Raw genomic sequence first — 16125 nt, forward strand, 5'->3', positions numbered from 1 at the left:
GCGCCCGAGGGCGCCGCAGCTTCTCTACGCCTGAACCGTGTGGCGCGGGTCAGGCGGACAGCGCCTTGATCTGTGCCGAAAGCCGGCTCTTGTGGCGGGCAGCCTTGTTCTTGTGGATGATCTGCTTGTCGGCAATGCGGTCGATGACCGAGACCGATTGCTGGTACGCGGCTTGTGCCGCAGCCTTGTCGCCCGTCCCGATCGCTTTTTGCACGCGCTTGACCGCCGTGCGCAGCGTCGAGCGCAGGCTGGCGTTGTGGGCGCGCTGCTTGACGCCTTGACGGGCACGCTTGCGAGCTTGAGCACTATTGGCCATGAATTGGTATTCCCATGAACGGATGAGCAGGTCGAAGGCGGCGGAGTATACCGGGTCGCGGAAAGGGGTGCAAGCCGTTCGGCGGGCCGTATCGCCGCCAGTCAGCGACTCGACGGCGCGGGCCTGTCGGGAAGTCCTGTGTCGGCGCGCCTGTTTGTCGCCGACGATCGTTCCCGGGGCTGTCCGGCCGCATCCGACAGCGGTAGAATGCGCGCTTTGACCGGTATCTCGACAAGGATTTGGCATGGCTCAGCAACAGTATTCCTCACGGTTGATCCTGATCATCACCATCATCGTCGCCGTCGTGCTCGTCGCGGCCATCTGGCCCTTGTCGATGATCGGCAAGGGCAGCACGCGGATGGTTGCGGCTGACGAGGCGGATGGGCGCATTCAGCCGGTGGCGAGGGTGGAACTGGCCAGGGCAGCGGCGCCCAGCGCCGACCGCAAGCCGCGCGACGGTGCTGCGGTCTATGCTGCGGTTTGTCAGGCATGTCACGCGACCGGAGCGGCAGGAGCGCCGAAGGCTGGCGACAAGGCTGCGTGGGCACCGCGGATTGCGACCGGAAGCGCAGCGCTGGTCAACAGCGCGATCAACGGCAAGAACGCGATGCCTGCGCGCGGCGGCGCGGCCGACCTCAGCGATGCCGAGGTCAAGGCGGCCGTCGAGCACCTGGTCGGTCTCGCGCGGTAGCTTCGCGGTCTCGCCGGGGCCGGTGACGGCGGCCGGGATGAAGTCGCCCCGAGAGCCGATTCTCCTGGCGAGCGTCACCGCCATCACCGCAATGCGTCGAGGAGGAGATGAGATGGGGACGATCCGGATTGGCGGGTTGATCGTCGCTGCGGTCACGGCTGCTCTGGGATGCGTCATGACGCCGCCCAAGCACGCCGTCGACTACGCTCGCTCGCCGACTCTGCCGACCGCTCCTCCTGACCCCGCCGACAATCCGACGACGTCGGAGAAGGCGGCGCTGGGCAAGCAGCTGTTCTTTGACCGGCGGCTCTCGGGCGACGGCAGCATGGCCTGTCAGGGTTGTCACTATCGCCACCTGGGCTGGACCGACGGCCTGCCGCTGTCGCGCAAGGTCGGCGGCGGGATGAACACGCGGCACACGCCGAGCGTGTATAACACCGGCTACTACACGGCCTGGTACTGGGACGGTCGCGCGAAGACGCTCGAAGGCCAGATCACCGCAGCCTGGAAGGCGCAGATCGGCGCCGATCCGGCGAAGGCCGCCGCGACCCTCGCCGAGGTGCCGGGGTATCGGGCGGAGTTCGAGAAGGTCTTCGGCGTCCCGCCGAACGCGGACAACGTCGCCAAGGCACTGGCCGCCTTCCTGCGTACGCTGAACAGTGGCGAGTCGCCATGGGATCGCTACATTGCCGGTGACCGGACGGCGGTTTCTGCCGAGGCGATCGCCGGTGGCGAACTTTTTTCGGGCAAGGCCGGCTGCGCAGCCTGTCACACTCCGCCGCTGTACAGCGACAGCACGTTCCACAACATCGGTCTCGAGGCCGGCAAGCCCAGTCCCGATCCCGGTCGCTACGCGGTCACGAAAGACCCGAAGGACATGTCCGCTTTCAAGACTCCGAGCCTGCGCTCGGTGGGAATTTCCGCGCCGTATTTTCACGACGGGAGCGTAGACAGCCTCGAGGCGGCGGTGCGCTACATGGCCTCGGGTGGAAAACCGGGGACAGCCAGGAGCGAACTTCTCGTCGACCGCCGGCTCTCGGATCGCGAGGTCGCCCAACTCGTCGCTTTCCTCAATGCGTTGACCAGTGACGAGCGCTTCGTCGCTCCGGCGCTGCCCTGAGCGGGAGAAGATCAGCGGCGGGCGGCAGGCCGGCGCGGTGACCGCCAGCCGCCAGTTCGCCGGCGTTGCCTGTGGGTTGCTCGCCTACGGGATGTGGGGTTTCTTCCCGTTGTTCTTCCGTCAGCTGGCCAACGTCCCGCCGGTCGACGTGCTGAGCAATCGCGCGCTCTGGGCGTGCCTCTGGGTCGGCCTGCTGATCACCGTCAGCAGGCATTGGTCGAGGGTTCGCGCGGTCCTCCGCAACCCGAATCAGGCCTTGACGCTGCTCGTCGCCGCCGCGCTGATCGGTACCAACTGGCTCGTCTTTCTCTGGGCCGTGGCCAGCGGGCAGGTGATGGCCTCGAGTCTTGGTTACTTCCTGACGCCGCTGGTCAACGTCGTGCTCGGCCTCGTCGTCCTCGACGAGCGGCTCGACCGCCTCGAAGGCCTCGCCGTGATCCTCGCGCTCGCCGCGATCGTCAATGAGGTCGTCGCCGTTGGCAGCCTGCCCTGGATTTCGCTGGTTCTCGCCGGAACCTTTGGCTCGTACGGACTCGTCCGCAAGCGTCTGCCGGTAGACGTCGTTTCCGGACTGTGGCTCGAGACGCTGGCGATGCTTCCGGCCTGCGCCCTCTATGCGCTGTGGCAGGCTCAGCACGGCCACGCCGTGTTCACCGGGCACGACCTGAGAACCACCGCGCTGCTCGTCGCCTCGGGAGTGCTCACCGCGCTGCCGCTGATTGCCTTCGCCGCCGCCGCGCAGAGGCTCGACCTGGCGACCGTGGGCATGCTGATGTACATCAATCCGACGACCCAGTTCATCACCGCGATCCACGTCTTCGGCGAACCGATGCGTTTCGCTCAGCTGTTCAGTTTCGCGCTGATCTGGCTCGGGCTGGTGCTGTTCAGCTGGAGCGCCTGGAGCAAGTATCGCCGCGCCCGGCAGGCGTCGTGAGCGGCTTGCCGGCGCAGTCGTCCTGGTTTGGCGCATGGCTTGTCGCTTCGCTGGTGAGCGGCAGAGGGGCCACGAAAGCGCGGCACGTCGGTGCGCTGTCGACCGAGGACGCGCAGAAGCGGTCGTCGGGTGCCCGGGAAGTTGCCGGCGCATCGACATCCCGACACTCCGCAATCATCCGGTATCCCCGCCGCGGCTGGCAAGCGGGCGCACGGAGTGCCGCGGTACGTGCCAGAGGCCGCGCCCGGGAATGATCCGGGACGAGGTCAGCGACGCGGCGGTACGGGCTCAGGACTGCCGGGTGGTGGTGGGGGAGGGCCTGCGGGTGGCGGGGGGGGTGGCGGAGCGGCGGGGCGTGGCGGTCGGTCGTAGTAGGCACCGGGCAGCACATAGCCTGCCGGAACGGGCACACGCTGGCCGCGAGCGTACATGCACTGAAGGTAGTTCTGGTCGTAGATCTGTTGCAGATCGTAGGCGGAGCGATTGCCTGCGGCGACGCCAGCCACACTGCCCGCGAGCAGGCCGACTCCGGCGCCGACTGCGGCGCCGTTCGATCCGTCGATCGCTGCACCGGCGGCTGCGCCGATGGCCGTCCCGACGACCGCACTGGTCGCGCCCGATTCGGCGGCCGCCGATGCCGGTGTTCTCGGTGCGATCGCCTGGCGGGCGTATTCCCTGCACTGCGCGTCGTCGACGCGGAACTGCTCGAAGCTCTGACCGGTACCGGGGAGTGCCATCACCGTCGGACCCTCGGGCGGTGCGGTTGCGCACGCGGCGACGATGGGCGGGATCAGCACCAGTGCATAGCGAAAGGTAGGCATGGGTTTGGTGAGTCCCTCGCAGAAGCAGGAGAGCAGGTTGATACGAACCGGTCGTGGCTGGCTGCACGTGACGCTGTTGAGTCCACCGACTGGTTGGGACAACGCATCAGCGTGCGAAAGGCTGACAGCGCCAGGAACTGAGGGCTGAGCGGACGCGTCGGGAAGCGAAGCGGCGTGTCGCCGTCGCGATGGCCGCTGCGTCGCCGGCAGTCCAGCGGCCCGTCGGTCGACGGCTGCGGCTCGCTGCGCTTCGGAGCTGCCGGCGATGTCGATCTGCTGTGCGTTCGCGCGCTTTCTGGTACGCTCATCAGCGGGTCGTAGACGGCAGGGTCGGCAGGGTCGCCACTGTCGCCGCCCCTCGGCTGTCGTGATGGCGGTGGCGCGTTCCGGCTACCGTGTGTAGCTGTCCTCGGCCGGAGCGGTGAGGCGTTGCCCACGACCTGTTGATTCTCGATGGATCCTGAAGTCGCTCACTCACCGGGATCAGACTGCTCAAATGCCACAGAATCCGGTCAGTGCAATCGGCAACCTGGCTGACCTAGAGGAAGGGCAGGTTGCCCTGTCTCGCTTCATCGTCCAGCGCGACGAAGGACTATACGTCAGTCTGCCGCGTCTCGACGCGCGCCAGGAATTCGTTGACTTCGTCGATCGCGTGGTCAGATCGGGGCTGTACTTCAGGGTTCTCGACTATCCCCGGTTTCTTGCACTGATCGATGATCCCCTGACGCTGTCCGGTCCAGGTGCGGCAGAGGAGGTGTTTCTTGCGATCGACATCACCGCGTTTCGGCCGGAGCGTCAGGCGCTATACAAGGATCTGCGGGTAGAGGAAGGCCAGGCCGCATACCTGTTCGAGCCTCTCTACGAGGACCTCGATGACGGCGCGGCATCCGACGGCGGCACGCTGGAGCCCGCTCAGCGAGGGCCGAGCGGCGCACAGCCGCACGGCGACAGGCGCGTCCGACTCGATCCGGACGAGTTCGTCGCCCACGCCTGGGCACAGGGCGTGCGCTTCGGCATCGACCTCGAAGCGGTTCGTGAGGGGATCGCGCTGGATCGGGTTGACTGGCGCGTCGTCGCCCGCGAGCGTCAGTCCAGGCCGGGCAGGGACGCACAGATCATCGAAATGGCACCCGGTCTACATCGCAACAACGCCCCTCGACGACTGCTCGGCGACCGCGTCGACCTGCGCCAGTTCGAGACGCGCTATCCACAGGTCGCGGCGGGCATCAGATTGCTCAGGAAAGTGCCTCGTGTGCTTGGGGTGGATGGTCGTGACCTGGCCGGCGAGGTCTTGGCCGCGCCGCTGCCACAGGACATTGCTCTCGAGTCGCTCGCCGGGCCCGGGACGAAGGTCAGCCGCGAGGCAGACGGCGAGTACCTGCTCGCCTCCGTATGCGGATTCCTGAGTATCGACCGGCGCAGCAACCAGTTCTCGGTTGCCGACAAGATCGTCAGCCACGAAGGCGTGAGCGTGCGCACGACCGGCGATCTGTTCTTGACCGGCGAGGTCTACGAGCAGCACGGAGAGATCCAGGAGAAGCGCGTCGTTCAGTGCCGGACGATCACTGCGTACGCCGACGTGTACGGTCACGTCGTGTCGACCGGTGGTCTCGTCCATCTGCGGCACAACCTGGTCGGCGGCAGCGCCAGCAATGACGATGGTGACATCGTCGTCGACGGCATGGCTTCGGGAGCGACACTGATCGCACGGCACGGGTCGATCAACCTTCGCAAGGCCGACAACTGTCTGATCATCGGTCGGGAAGTGGTTGTCGGCCAGGCGACCAACTGCGACATCGTCGCCGAGGCGCTCGACGCTGACGTTGCCGAGGCCTGTGCGGTGGCCGCACGGGGGGTGAGGATGCGCCTCAGTCGCGCGCGTCGGGAAACGGACTGTTCGGTACTGATCCTTTTGCCTGACCTGTCAAGGCACAGCGCGGAACTGGTGGCTCTGCTCGGGCGCTGCGAACAGGCAAGAAATGCGATCGCCGCCCACCGCGCGCGGATCGACGCGCTGCGCCGCGAGAAGGAGGTGGCCAGCTACCTGCTGCTGGTCGGCAAGCTGCGCAACCGGGAAGTGATCCTCAGTGATCAGCAGCAGGCAGGTTGGCGCAGGCTGGCCGCGCTTGCCGCCCCAGCCCTGCGGACGATTTCGCAGTTGAGCGGAGTCGTCCGGGAGATCGAGTCGGAAGTGGATCGTCTCGGACAACAGGTCAGCGAAATTCGTGCCGCAAGGGAGCAGGCGTGCAGCAGTGTAGCTTGCGAGATCGGGCGCGTGGAGGGCGAGACGCGAGTCAGCACGGTGCTCGTCCGCGCTGCCGATCCTCCCCTCGACTCTCTCCCGGCAAGAGAGCTGAGGGCCCGTCTTCGGCGAGTTGAAGGCGAATGCGTACGCCTGTTTGCCGGCAGTCACGGCAATTTCTCCTGGGCTTATCGGGCTCCTTCAGACTGAGTGGTCGTGAAGAAATCGTCGCGAGCAGCCGGAGATGTCCGGCGCGAGCGAGAGAACGACGCGACATGAGAGAACGACGAGACATGTCGGATCAGATGGCTGGGCGAGAAGTGAGCGAGTGACACCGTGAGTCGGTCGCGCAGCAGATTCATTCACGCCCTCTGATGTGTGGGCGACCCGGTGTCGTCGTGATTGGTCCGGCTTTCGGCCAGTCGCCTCCTGATGTGGTCCAGAGCTTCCTCGATCTGATCGATCAGGATCAGGCAGATGTCACCGGCCTGCAGGCTGGCCAGCGCGAAATCTATGGCCAGGAATTCGCCGCGAATCTCGGTCACTTCCACAGTCCGCCGCGCATTTCTGAGGCCCTCCTGGAGCAGGGCCAGCACTTCGCCGTCGGCTCGGCCACGCTGGCACTGGTCCTGGTAGAGGATCACGCGATCGAAGGCATCGCCAAGGATTTCCGTCTGCTGGCGAATGTCCTGGTCGCGGCGGTCACCAGCTCCGCTGATCACCACCGAGCGCTTCCCGCCAGGCCCGAGCGGCAGATTCTCGACCGCCTGGACCAGCGCCTGAATCGCGTCCGGATTGTGGCCATAGTCGGCGATCAGCGTCGCCCCGCGATAATCGAATAGATTGAATCGGCCGGGTGCCGTGGCCACGTCGCTGACGAAGCTGCTCAAGCCGCGCTCGATGGTCGGCCAGTCGATGCCGAGCGCCCAGACGGCAGCGATCGCCGCCATCGCGTTCTCGACCTGGAAGCTGATCGCACCTTGCCGGGTCAATGGAATTCCGGCGAGCGCAATGCGGTGCTCGACTCCTCCTCCGGAAGCGACGATCGAGTCGCCATCGCGGTAGACGACCCGCTTGCGCTGGGCACGATGCGTGGCCATCACCGGATGGTTGCGGTCGATGGCGAAGTAGGTCACCGTCCCGGGACAGGAAGCGGCCATTCTGGCGACCATCGGGTCGGCGGCGTTGAGTACCGCGACACCGGTACCCGGTCTGACGTTCTGGACGATGACGCGCTTGACGACCGACAGGTCCTCGACCGTGCTGATGTACGACAACCCGAGGTGATCGCCGAGGCCGATGTTGGTCACCACGGCCACGTCGCAGCGGTCGAATCCGAGTCCTTCGCGCAGCACGCCTCCGCGAGCCGTCTCGAGCACGGCAGCATCGACGTCGGGATGGAAGAGGACATTCCTCGCGCTCTTCGGACCGCTGCAGTCTCCGGTATCGATGCGCCGCCCCTGGATGTAGATCCCGTCGGTAGTCGTCATCCCCACGCGCAGGCCGCATTCACCGATGATATGCGCAATCAGCCGGACGGTGGTCGTCTTGCCGTTGGTTCCGGCGACGGCGACCAGAGGAATCCGGCCGTCTTCACCCGGGGCGAACATGCTGCTGATGATCGCTTCGCCGACCGGTCGTCCCTTGCCGAATGACGGCTGCAGGTGCATGCGCAGGCCTGGAGCCGCGTTGATCTCGACGATCCCGCCGCCTTGCGCTTCGAGGGGTCGAAGGACGCTGTCGCAGACGACGTCGACGCCGGCGATGTCGAGACCGATCGTCTGCGCTGCGGCGACTGCGGCCGCGGCAAACTCGGGATGAACGTCGTCGGTGACATCGGTTGCCGTGCCGCCGGTCGACAGGTTGGCGTTGTTGCGCAACACCACACGCTGGCCCCTGGCCGGCACCGAATCCGGTGTCAGGCCAGCGTTCGCCAGGCGGGCGAGCGCGACCTCGTCGAGACGGATCCGGGTCAGCGATGTCGCATGGCCTTCACCTCTCCGCGGGTCGCTGTTCACGCGTTCGACCAGCTGCCGGATGCTGTGCACGCCGTCGCCGACGACCAGCGGAGGATCGCGTCTCGCCGCCGCAATGAGCTTGTCGCCGACGACCAGCAGGCGGTAGTCGTGGCCAGGGAGGTAGCGCTCGACGAGCACCTCGTCGCTGACCTCGAAGGCCAGCGCATAGGCTGCTTCGATTTCTTCCCGCGTGCTCAGATTGACTGCGACGCCCTTGCCCTGGTTGCCATCCTGCGGTTTGACGACCACCGGGCAGCCGATCTCGCAAGCTGCTGCCCATGCGTCTTCCGCGCTGAGCACGGGCCGCCCGATGGGCACGGGGACGCCGGCGGCGTGCAGGAGAATCTTGCTGAGTTCCTTGTCCTGGGCGATCGACTCGGCGAGTGCGCTGGTGCGGTCGGTTTCTGCCGCCTGAATGCGTCGCTGGCGGCTTCCCCAACCAAACTGGACCATGCTTCCCTCGGTCAGTCGGCGATAGGGTATGTTGCGCGCGGCGGCCGCATAGACGATCGCTCCGGTACTCGGCCCGAGGCGCAGGTCTTCGTCGAGTTCGCGCAGGCGGCTCAGGGTGCTGGCCAGATCGAAGGGTTTGTCGTCGAGCGAGGCGGTGCACAGCTCCTGAGCGACTTCGAAGGCCAGGCGCCCGACGGCTTCCTCACTGTACTCGACGACGACCTGGTAGACGCCCGGTTCGACGGTCTGGGTCGTACGGCTGAAGGTGACCGGACAGCCTGCTTCCGCCTGTAACCCGAGCGCGGCGAACTCGAGGACCTGGGCCATCGAGACCGGCTCGTCGTGCCCGGCAGGTTCGAGCATGGCCAGTTCCGGGAAGCGTTCGCGTAGTCGGGCCTCGAACCCTGGAAGGGCGTCGATGCTGCGTTCGTCTTCGGGGCAGCAGACAATCGCCTCGATCGAGGTGTGCCGGCTCCACAGGTTCGGGCCGCGTAGGGCCCGGATGCGCGATACTTCCATGGTCTCCTCGTGCTGGGTCAGGTCGCGCGCTGCTGAGCAACGCTGATCATCGCTTCCTATCGGGTCGTTCAGGCTGTCGGGAAGGTCTCGAGGCCGGTGCGGATGATCTCCGGCCCGATCCCGAGCGCCCATGCGGCTGCGCTGGCCGCGAGGACGTTCTCGACCTGAAAGTCGACGCTGCCCCCACCGCTGATCGGGACGCTCCGCAGGCTGACGATCACCTGCTCCTCGTCGCCGGTGGCCAGGACCACCTGTCCGTCGCGGAGAATGACCGCACGTCTGCCCCGCGCGCGATGTTCGCGAAGTGCGGGCAGGCTCGCGTCACTGGCGAAGAAGATCACTTCGCCGTCGCACAGTGAGGCCATTTCGACGAGCATCGGCTGGCGCGCGTTGAGGACGGCGGCACCGGTCGGCAGCACGAGGTCGACCTGTGTACGCAGGACGGTGAACACATGCTCTGCCGTCTCGACGAAGTGACGACCGTAGTGCTGCTCGGGCTCGACGTTGGTGACCACGCCGACCTGGCAGCGGTCGTAGGCGAGTCCTTCGTCGAGAATCGTGTCGCTGCCGTTCTCGAATACGGCCGCTTCGACGGCGCGATTCATCAGGATGCGGTGCGCGGACCGCCAGTTTGCGCAGTCTCCGCTGTCGATACGGCGTCGGTCGATGAACAGGCCGTCGGTGCACGCCAGACCGCTGTGTCTGCCGGCAAGGGAAAGGAAGCTGGCGATCAGTCGGGCGACCGTCGTCTTGCCGGACGTGCCGGTCACCCCGACGATCGGGATCCGGCCGTCGTCGCCGGCCGGGAACAACTCCTCGACGATCGCACCACCGACCGGACGCGGTTGGCCAACCAGTGGCTTGGTGTGCATCAGCAGGCCCGGTCCGGCGTTCACTTCGACGATCGCACCGCGTTGTTCTTCGAGTGGGCGGGAAATGTCCTCGCAGACCAGGTCTACTCCCGCAATGTCCAGGCCGACGATGCGCACTGCGAGCGAAGCAGTCGCCGCCGTCTCCGGGTGTACCAGGTCGGTGACATCGTCGGTGTGGTTGCCGCTGCGCACGATCATCACCTCGCGGCCTTCGGGCGGTATCGAGTCGGGGGTGAAGCCCTGTCGCGAGACTTCGAGCCGGGCGACCGGATTCTCGCTGAGGATGATCACGTCGAGCGGAAATTCCTCGGCCGCGCCGCGCCGGGGGTCGGAGTTGATCTGGCTGTCGATCAGTTCGTTGATCGTCGAACGGCCATCGCCGATGACTCGTGCGATCTCGCCGCGCGCTGCCGCGACGAGCTTGCCGCCGACGACCAGCAGGCGGTGCTCGGAACCACGTACGTAGCGTTCGACCATCACGCTGCTGCCTTCCTCGATGGCCGCTGCATACGCTGAACGAACTTCGTCGTTGCTCACCAGATTGGTGAACACGCCGCGCGCATGATTGCCGTCGGATGGCTTGACGACCACCGGGTAGCCGATTTCTTCGGCCGCGACACAGGCGTCGTCGGCGTCTTCGACGATCCGCCCTTCGGGAACAGGGACGCCGCAGGCGCTGAGCAGGCTCTTGGTCAGATCCTTGTCACGCGAGATTCCCTCGGCGATCGCGCTCGTGCGATCGGTTTCGGCGGTCCAGATTCGCCGGCTGCGCGCGCCGTAGCCGAGTTGGACGAGGTTGCCGTCGGCGAGCAGGCGAATGGCCGGGATCCGGCGGTCCTTGGCCGTCGCCGCGTCGACGATGCAGCTCGTGCTCGGTCCGAGCAGCTTGCGTTCAGCCATGTCGGCCAGATGCTGGACCGTTCCGTCAACGTCGAAAGGCTTGTCCTCGATCGCCGCGAGCAGCAGATCGCGGCCGGCCTGGAGGCAGGCACGGGTAACCTCGTCGTGCCAGGCACGAACGACCACCCGGTAGACGCCGCGTCTCGAGGTCTCGCGAGCCTTGCCGAAGCCACCGGGCATCCCGGCGAGGTTCTGCAGTTCGAGCGTGACGTGCTCCAGCATGTGCGGGGCCCAGGTGCCCTCCTGAACACGCCGCAGGAAGCCGCCGCGCTCGCCGTACGAGCAGCGATGCTCGACGAGGGACGGAAGCAGTGCCGTCAGCCTCTCGTAAAAGCCGGGGATGGTGTTCGAAGGAGAGTCCTCGAGTTCACCGATGTCCACGACGGCTTCGAGTGCCGGACGATAGGTCCAGATGTTCGGACCCTGCAGGTAGCGGATCTCGATGAACCTGATATCTTTAGTTTTCATGCGTTGAGTCCAGGGAGGGCAAGGCGATGCGCAGTTGCGCGACAGGATCCGGCGTTGCGCGAGTCTTCCGGGGCCAGCGACAGCGCAGAGCACCCATCGCTGGCATAACGCCGGATTCGCCAAACGGCTGACCGGCAGCAGCAGGTGGGCATGACTTTTCCGGGCAAGCTCGACTCCGGAGCAGTCGGTTCCCGGCCGATCCCGCGTAGCCACGGCCCCGCAACGTTGCGCCCGGTTTCACAGGAAGCGGTCCAGGATGCGTCGGCTCGTCTGATCGAGCGCATGACGGTCCCGGATCAGGAAGTGGATCCCGTGACTGTCGGCGATCAGCAGCGCGGGCGACGCGAGTCGGCGGATGTCCTCCTCGCCCTTGAGAACGAAGCTCGCCGGGCCACGATCGGTCTCCACGTGCCAGGTGCTTGGTGTCGCGTAGCTGGCCACGCGGACGATGCGCCGGATCTCGGGCATGAATTCCCGGCTGGCGAGTTCCGCCTCGACCAGCCGGCGCTGGTCTTCGGGCAGGTCGGACAGCCGCTCGATCCAGGCGAGTTCGTGGCCGTAGGGGTCGACCAGCGCGATGCCCTCGTCGGGAGCGGTGATCGGAAACGGCCGAACCGGCACGACGCCCTCGTGGATTTCCCCTTCGGTGGTGGTCAGTTCGAGCCGCCCGAAGGCGTTGCGCCGCAGACCATGGCAAGCCGTACTTCCGCTCATTCGCGATCCCCCTCGTTCTTGCCGTCGAGCTCGAGTCGGTTCAGTTCGTCTTCAGTATCTACGTTGCGTGCCTGCGCCTGATAGAGCCGGTAGTAATGACCTTCGAGGGCCATCAGCTGGTCGTGGCTACCGACTTCGACGACATTTCCGCGATCGAGCACGACCAGACGACTGGCATCGCGCAGTGTCGACAGGCGGTGCGCGATGGCGATCGTCGTCCGCCCGCGGACGAGGTTGTCGAGCGCCTTCTGGATCTCCTTCTCGGTCGTCGTGTCGACCGAGGAGGTCGCTTCATCGAGAATCAGAATCCGCGGATCGATGAGCAACGCTCGGGCGATCGAGATGCGCTGACGTTCGCCGCCGGAAAGAGCCTGGCCCCTTTCGCCGACCAGCGAGTCGTAGCCGTGGGGAAGCCGGAGAATGAACTCGTGGGCGTGCGCAGCGCGGGCGGCGGCGACGATTTCGGCGCGCGTGGCGTCGGGTTTGCCGTAGGCAATGTTTTCGGCGATCGTGCCGAAGAAGAGGAATGGCTCCTGGAGAACCAGACCGATGTGCCTGCGGTACTCGGCGACCGGCAGCGAACGGATGTCTACGCCGTCGATCAGGATCGCTCCTTCGCTGACGTCGTAGAAACGGCAGATCAGGTTGACCAGCGTGCTCTTCCCGGAGCCGCTGTGTCCGACCAGCCCGACCATCTCTCCCGGTTCGATGACCAGGCTGACGTCGCGCGTGACACTGCGTGTCCCGTAGCGAAAGCCGACGCCGCGCAGTTCTATTCGCCCGGAGACCTGAGGCAGGTGCACCGGATTCGCCGGCTCGGGAACGCTCGAGACGTGGTCGAGGATGTCGAAGATGCGCTTGGCTCCGGCGGCAGCCTTCTGGGTGACCGAGACGATGCGGCTCATCGAGTCGAGGCGCAGGTAGAAGCGGCTGATGTAGGCGAGGAAAGCGGTCAGCACGCCGACGGTGATCCGGTCGTTGGCGATCTGCCAGATCCCGAAGGCCCAGACGATCAGCAGACCGATCTCGGTGAGCAGCGTCACCGTTGGCGAGAACAGCGACCAGACGCGATTGACGCGGTCGTTCACCTCGAGGTTATGCACGTTGGCCGCGCGAAAGCGGGCCGCTTCACGGGCCTCCTGGGCGAAGGCCTTGACCACCCGGATCCCGGGGATCGTGTCGGCGAGGACGTTGGTCACCTCGGCCCAGACGCGGTCGACACGCTCGAAGCCCGTCCGGAGTCTTTCCCTGACGACGTGGATCAGCCAGGCGATGATCGGCAGCGGCACGAGGGTGACCATCGCCAGCCACGGATCGATCGACACGAGGATCACCGTGGTCATGACGATCATCAGGACGTCGGTGGCGAAGTCGAGCAGGTGCAGCGAGAGGAAGATGTTGATCCGGTCGGTTTCGGAGCCGATCCGCGCCATCAGGTCGCCGGTTCGCTTGCCACCAAAGTATTCCTGCGAGAGTCTCAGCAGATGTTCGTAGGTCGCCGTGCGCAGGTCGCCACCGATCCGCTCGGAGACGAGCGCGAGGATGTACGTCCGTCCCCAGCCGAGCACCCAGGCGACGAGCGACGAGCCGAGCAGCCCGGCGAGGTACAGGCCGACCAATTCCGGATCGATCGGCTGGCCGTTCTGATAGGGGATCAGCACCTTGTCCATCAGCGGCATGGTCAGGTAGGGGGCGACCAGCGTTGCCGCGGTGGTCAGCAGCGAGAGCACGAAGCCGGTGAGCAGCTGTCCCTTGTAGGGCCGGGCAAAGCGGCCCAGACGGAGCAGCGTCCAGGTCGACGGCGGCTCGTGGATTTCGCGGCTGCACGCCGGACATTCTTCCTGACCGGCGAGCAGCGGCGTCTCGCACTTCGGACAAAGCGCCACGGCGGCCGCTGGAGGCGCATGACCGGTTGTCCGGAGAGCAAGCTGGCGGGCGAAATGATCGACCAGGCGGCCGGCGGCGATGTCGGCACCGAGCGTATAGCGCCAGCAGCCGAGTCGGCCGGCGCTGTCGCACAGCTCGAGCGCGCCGACGCCCGAGTGATCGCGCCGGCTCAGCGTCAGGCCGGGGCGGTAAGTCCAGTTCCGCCAGTCGCCGTCGTCGGGCGAGCGGACGAGCAGTCGCTCGCTGGTGACCAAGACGAGGCCGCCAGCGAAATGCAGAGCGGCGTCGAGATCGGTCTCGATCCAGGCGAGAAGCTTCTCGCCCGTGGCCAGCTGACGATCGACCGGGGCCGCCCATTGGGCTGGAAGGAGAGGCGGCGACAGCGCAGGCGGGGGTCGGTCGTCCGGACTGCAAGCGGGCTTGCCTTGGCTCATGGAATGCGCTTTCTCTAACCCGGTGGCGTTTGGCGGGGATAGGCGCAAGTATACTCGCCAGACGCGTCTCGTCGCCTAGCGGCGAAGCGCTCCTGACCGAGGGTCAGAGCTTGAGCGATCCGCCGGAGAGGCAGCCTTCGCGGTTCAGTCGAGCGACCGTCGGGAGCAGATTGAGCCCAGTCTGGCGACGCCAGCTTTCGGCACGAGCGAACAGGTCTTCGCCGGACAGATCGACCGGCTCGCCCGCGGTGGCCAGCACGATCGTGTTGCCGCTGTCGCAGGACGGGAAAACGATCACCCGCTCGTCGAAGGCGCGGCGAATCCTCTCGACGGTCGACATGAAGCCGCTCTGGCGACCGAGCAGGTTGATGGCCAGCAATCCGCGCTCGCTCAACCTTGCCCGGCACGCCTGATAGAACGGAAAGCTTTCGAGTACGCCGGCGCGCCCTTCGTGGTCGAAGCCGTCGACGAGGATGTAGTCCTGGCGGCAGCCGCCGCCGAGCATGTAATCGGCGCCATCCGCGATGACGATGCGCAGCCGCAGCGGGTCGTCGGGCAGGTGGAACTGCGCTCGCGCGACACTTTCGACCGCCGGGTCGATTTCGACTACGGTGATCGCCGTCGCCGGCAGGTGGCGGTAGATGAACTTGGCCAGCGATCCGGCGCCCAGGCCGATCAGCAATGCTTCGCAAGGCCATGGGGCTTCGCGGAGCAGTAGCCCGGCCATCATCTCGCGCGTGTAGCGAAGTTCCAGGTCGTTCGGGCGTTGAACGCGCATCGCGCCCTGGACCCAGTCCGACGAAAAGTGCAGGTAGCGTACGCCCGCACGTTCGCTGATGCTGATCGATCCCCCCGTCGCGGGCTGCGCGCAGCGCCGGGTGGCGCGGGCCAGCAGGCGGCGGACTCGCTGGGCAAGGGAATGGTCTGATCCAGGCAAGGGAGGTGGCTCGAGCACAAGGCAGCCGGCGCGAGGAGTCCGTGCCAGCGAAGCTTGCACCTCGCGGTGCACGGCTGCCGGGAGCCCCAATTGTATCGCTGCCGGCGTGTCAGGGCCGTTGCCTGCTCGGCGCCGCGCGTGTCGGCGGGTGACGGGCGGCCGCTGTCCGGTCACGGCGAGGTCCCCGTCGCCGCCGAACGTGCTTCCCGTCAATTGACCAGTCGCTGCCAAAGTGGCTATACTCGGAACGATTTGCTGGTGCGGTCGGGGTTGCCGACCACCCCGGACGCGGTCGGGCACGAGGCGACATGGAATATCTCTTTTCGGTGGTTCTGCTGGTTCACATCGCTGCGGCGGTCGGGGTGATCGGACTGGTCCTCGTCCAGCACGGGAAGGGCGCGGACATGGGCGCGGCCTTCGGGAGCGGTGCTTCGGGCAGCCTGTTCGGCGCGACGGGTTCGGCCAACTTCCTGAGTCGCGCGACTGCCGTTCTGGCGACGGTGTTTTTCGTGACCAGCCTGTCCCTCGCCTACCTCGCTTCGAGCAAGCCAAAAACGGGTGGCAGTGTCATGCAGGATGCGGTAAACTTGCCGCCTGTTCCAGCACCGCCTTCCGGCAGTACGGACAAGGGTGCGAATTCTTCGAATCCCGATTCGAAAGCGAAAGAAATTCCCAAGTGATCTGGGTTGAAGGTGGCGACGAGAAAAGCAGGAGCCCTCGGTCGACTCGTCGTCCGCATGTAGCAGTGCCGACGTGGTGAAATTGGTATACACGCTATCTTGAGGGGGTAGTGACTTCG

11 protein-coding genes and 1 pseudogene are annotated in these 16125 nt (G+C 66.2%); 5 read left to right on the forward strand and 7 right to left on the reverse strand.

Annotated features, from left to right (window positions below):
* Window positions 1–49: 49 nt before the first annotated feature.
* Window positions 50–316, reverse strand: a complete 267-nt coding sequence (rpsT, locus tag NFW05_RS06245) for a 30S ribosomal protein S20 (RefSeq protein ID WP_295303766.1) — start codon at window positions 314–316, stop codon at window positions 50–52.
* 244 nt (window positions 317–560) lie between these two features.
* Between rpsT and NFW05_RS06250 the strand changes: the two genes are divergently transcribed.
* From NFW05_RS06250 to rarD, 3 genes are all read left to right on the forward strand, one after another.
* Window positions 561–1007, forward strand: coding sequence for a c-type cytochrome (locus NFW05_RS06250; RefSeq protein WP_295303769.1), 447 nt, complete (start codon window positions 561–563; stop codon window positions 1005–1007).
* Between the two features lie 112 nt (window positions 1008–1119).
* Window positions 1120–2127: a cytochrome c peroxidase gene (locus NFW05_RS06255; protein WP_295303773.1), complete on the forward strand. Its 1008-nt coding sequence runs from the start codon at window positions 1120–1122 to the stop codon at window positions 2125–2127.
* Window positions 2128–2164: 37 nt separating this feature from the next.
* Entirely contained in the window at window positions 2165–3061 is an 897-nt protein-coding gene (gene rarD / locus NFW05_RS06260) for an EamA family transporter RarD (RefSeq protein WP_295303776.1), read from the forward strand.
* 266 nt (window positions 3062–3327) lie between these two features.
* Here rarD and NFW05_RS06265 read toward each other — a convergent pair whose 3' ends face one another.
* The gene (locus NFW05_RS06265; protein WP_295303779.1) at window positions 3328–3882 is read right to left on the reverse strand and encodes a glycine zipper family protein; all 555 of its coding nucleotides are present in this window, start codon (window positions 3880–3882) and stop codon (window positions 3328–3330) included.
* A 496-nt stretch (window positions 3883–4378) separates the two neighbouring features.
* Between NFW05_RS06265 and NFW05_RS06270 the strand changes: the two genes are divergently transcribed.
* Window positions 4379–6334, forward strand: coding sequence for a flagellar assembly protein A (locus NFW05_RS06270; protein WP_295303782.1), 1956 nt, complete (start codon window positions 4379–4381; stop codon window positions 6332–6334).
* Between the two features lie 152 nt (window positions 6335–6486).
* On the opposite strand, the gene cphA (NFW05_RS06275) is transcribed toward NFW05_RS06270, so the two are convergent.
* The 5 genes and pseudogenes from cphA (NFW05_RS06275) to NFW05_RS06295 form a co-directional block, all read right to left on the reverse strand.
* On the reverse strand, window positions 6487–9114 hold the full coding sequence (gene cphA / locus NFW05_RS06275; RefSeq protein ID WP_295303785.1) for a cyanophycin synthetase: 2628 nt from the start codon (window positions 9112–9114) through the stop codon (window positions 6487–6489).
* An 80-nt stretch (window positions 9115–9194) separates the two neighbouring features.
* Window positions 9195–11354 (reverse strand): annotated as a pseudogene (gene cphA / locus NFW05_RS06280) (cyanophycin synthetase); the annotation flags it as partial.
* A 237-nt stretch (window positions 11355–11591) separates the two neighbouring features.
* On the reverse strand, window positions 11592–12068 hold the full coding sequence (locus NFW05_RS06285; protein WP_295303788.1) for a DUF1854 domain-containing protein: 477 nt from the start codon (window positions 12066–12068) through the stop codon (window positions 11592–11594).
* The gene (locus NFW05_RS06290) at window positions 12065–14389 is read right to left on the reverse strand and encodes an ABC transporter ATP-binding protein (RefSeq protein WP_295303791.1); all 2325 of its coding nucleotides are present in this window, start codon (window positions 14387–14389) and stop codon (window positions 12065–12067) included. The genes NFW05_RS06285 and NFW05_RS06290 overlap by 4 nt, the downstream gene beginning before the upstream one ends.
* 103 nt (window positions 14390–14492) lie before the next feature.
* Window positions 14493–15233 (reverse strand): spermidine synthase, encoded by a 741-nt coding sequence (locus tag NFW05_RS06295; protein ID WP_295303803.1) that lies wholly within the window; start codon window positions 15231–15233, stop codon window positions 14493–14495.
* 401 nt (window positions 15234–15634) lie between these two features.
* On the opposite strand from NFW05_RS06295, the gene secG reads away from it, so the two are divergent.
* A complete protein-coding gene (secG, locus tag NFW05_RS06300) occupies window positions 15635–16006 on the forward strand; it encodes a preprotein translocase subunit SecG (RefSeq protein WP_295303794.1) in 372 nt (123 codons plus the stop codon).
* The last annotated feature ends 119 nt before the right edge of the window (window positions 16007–16125 follow it).

Origin of the sequence: Accumulibacter sp. (genome assembly GCF_023806625.1) — a bacterium.
GTDB lineage: Bacteria > Pseudomonadota > Gammaproteobacteria > Burkholderiales > Rhodocyclaceae > Accumulibacter.

Coding starts and splice junctions, on each gene's coding strand:
- rpsT (WP_295303766.1), bottom strand. CDS start 316: ATGGCCAATAGTGCTCAAGCTCGCAAGCGTGCCCGTCAAGGCGTCAAG.
- NFW05_RS06250 (WP_295303769.1), top strand. CDS start 561: ATGGCTCAGCAACAGTATTCCTCACGGTTGATCCTGATCATCACCATC.
- NFW05_RS06255 (WP_295303773.1), top strand. CDS start 1,120: ATGGGGACGATCCGGATTGGCGGGTTGATCGTCGCTGCGGTCACGGCT.
- NFW05_RS06265 (WP_295303779.1), bottom strand. CDS start 3,882: ATGCCTACCTTTCGCTATGCACTGGTGCTGATCCCGCCCATCGTCGCC.
- NFW05_RS06270 (WP_295303782.1), top strand. CDS start 4,379: ATGCCACAGAATCCGGTCAGTGCAATCGGCAACCTGGCTGACCTAGAG.
- cphA (WP_295303785.1), bottom strand. CDS start 9,114: ATGGAAGTATCGCGCATCCGGGCCCTACGCGGCCCGAACCTGTGGAGC.
- NFW05_RS06285 (WP_295303788.1), bottom strand. CDS start 12,068: ATGAGCGGAAGTACGGCTTGCCATGGTCTGCGGCGCAACGCCTTCGGG.
- NFW05_RS06290 (WP_295303791.1), bottom strand. CDS start 14,389: ATGAGCCAAGGCAAGCCCGCTTGCAGTCCGGACGACCGACCCCCGCCT.
- secG (WP_295303794.1), top strand. CDS start 15,635: ATGGAATATCTCTTTTCGGTGGTTCTGCTGGTTCACATCGCTGCGGCG.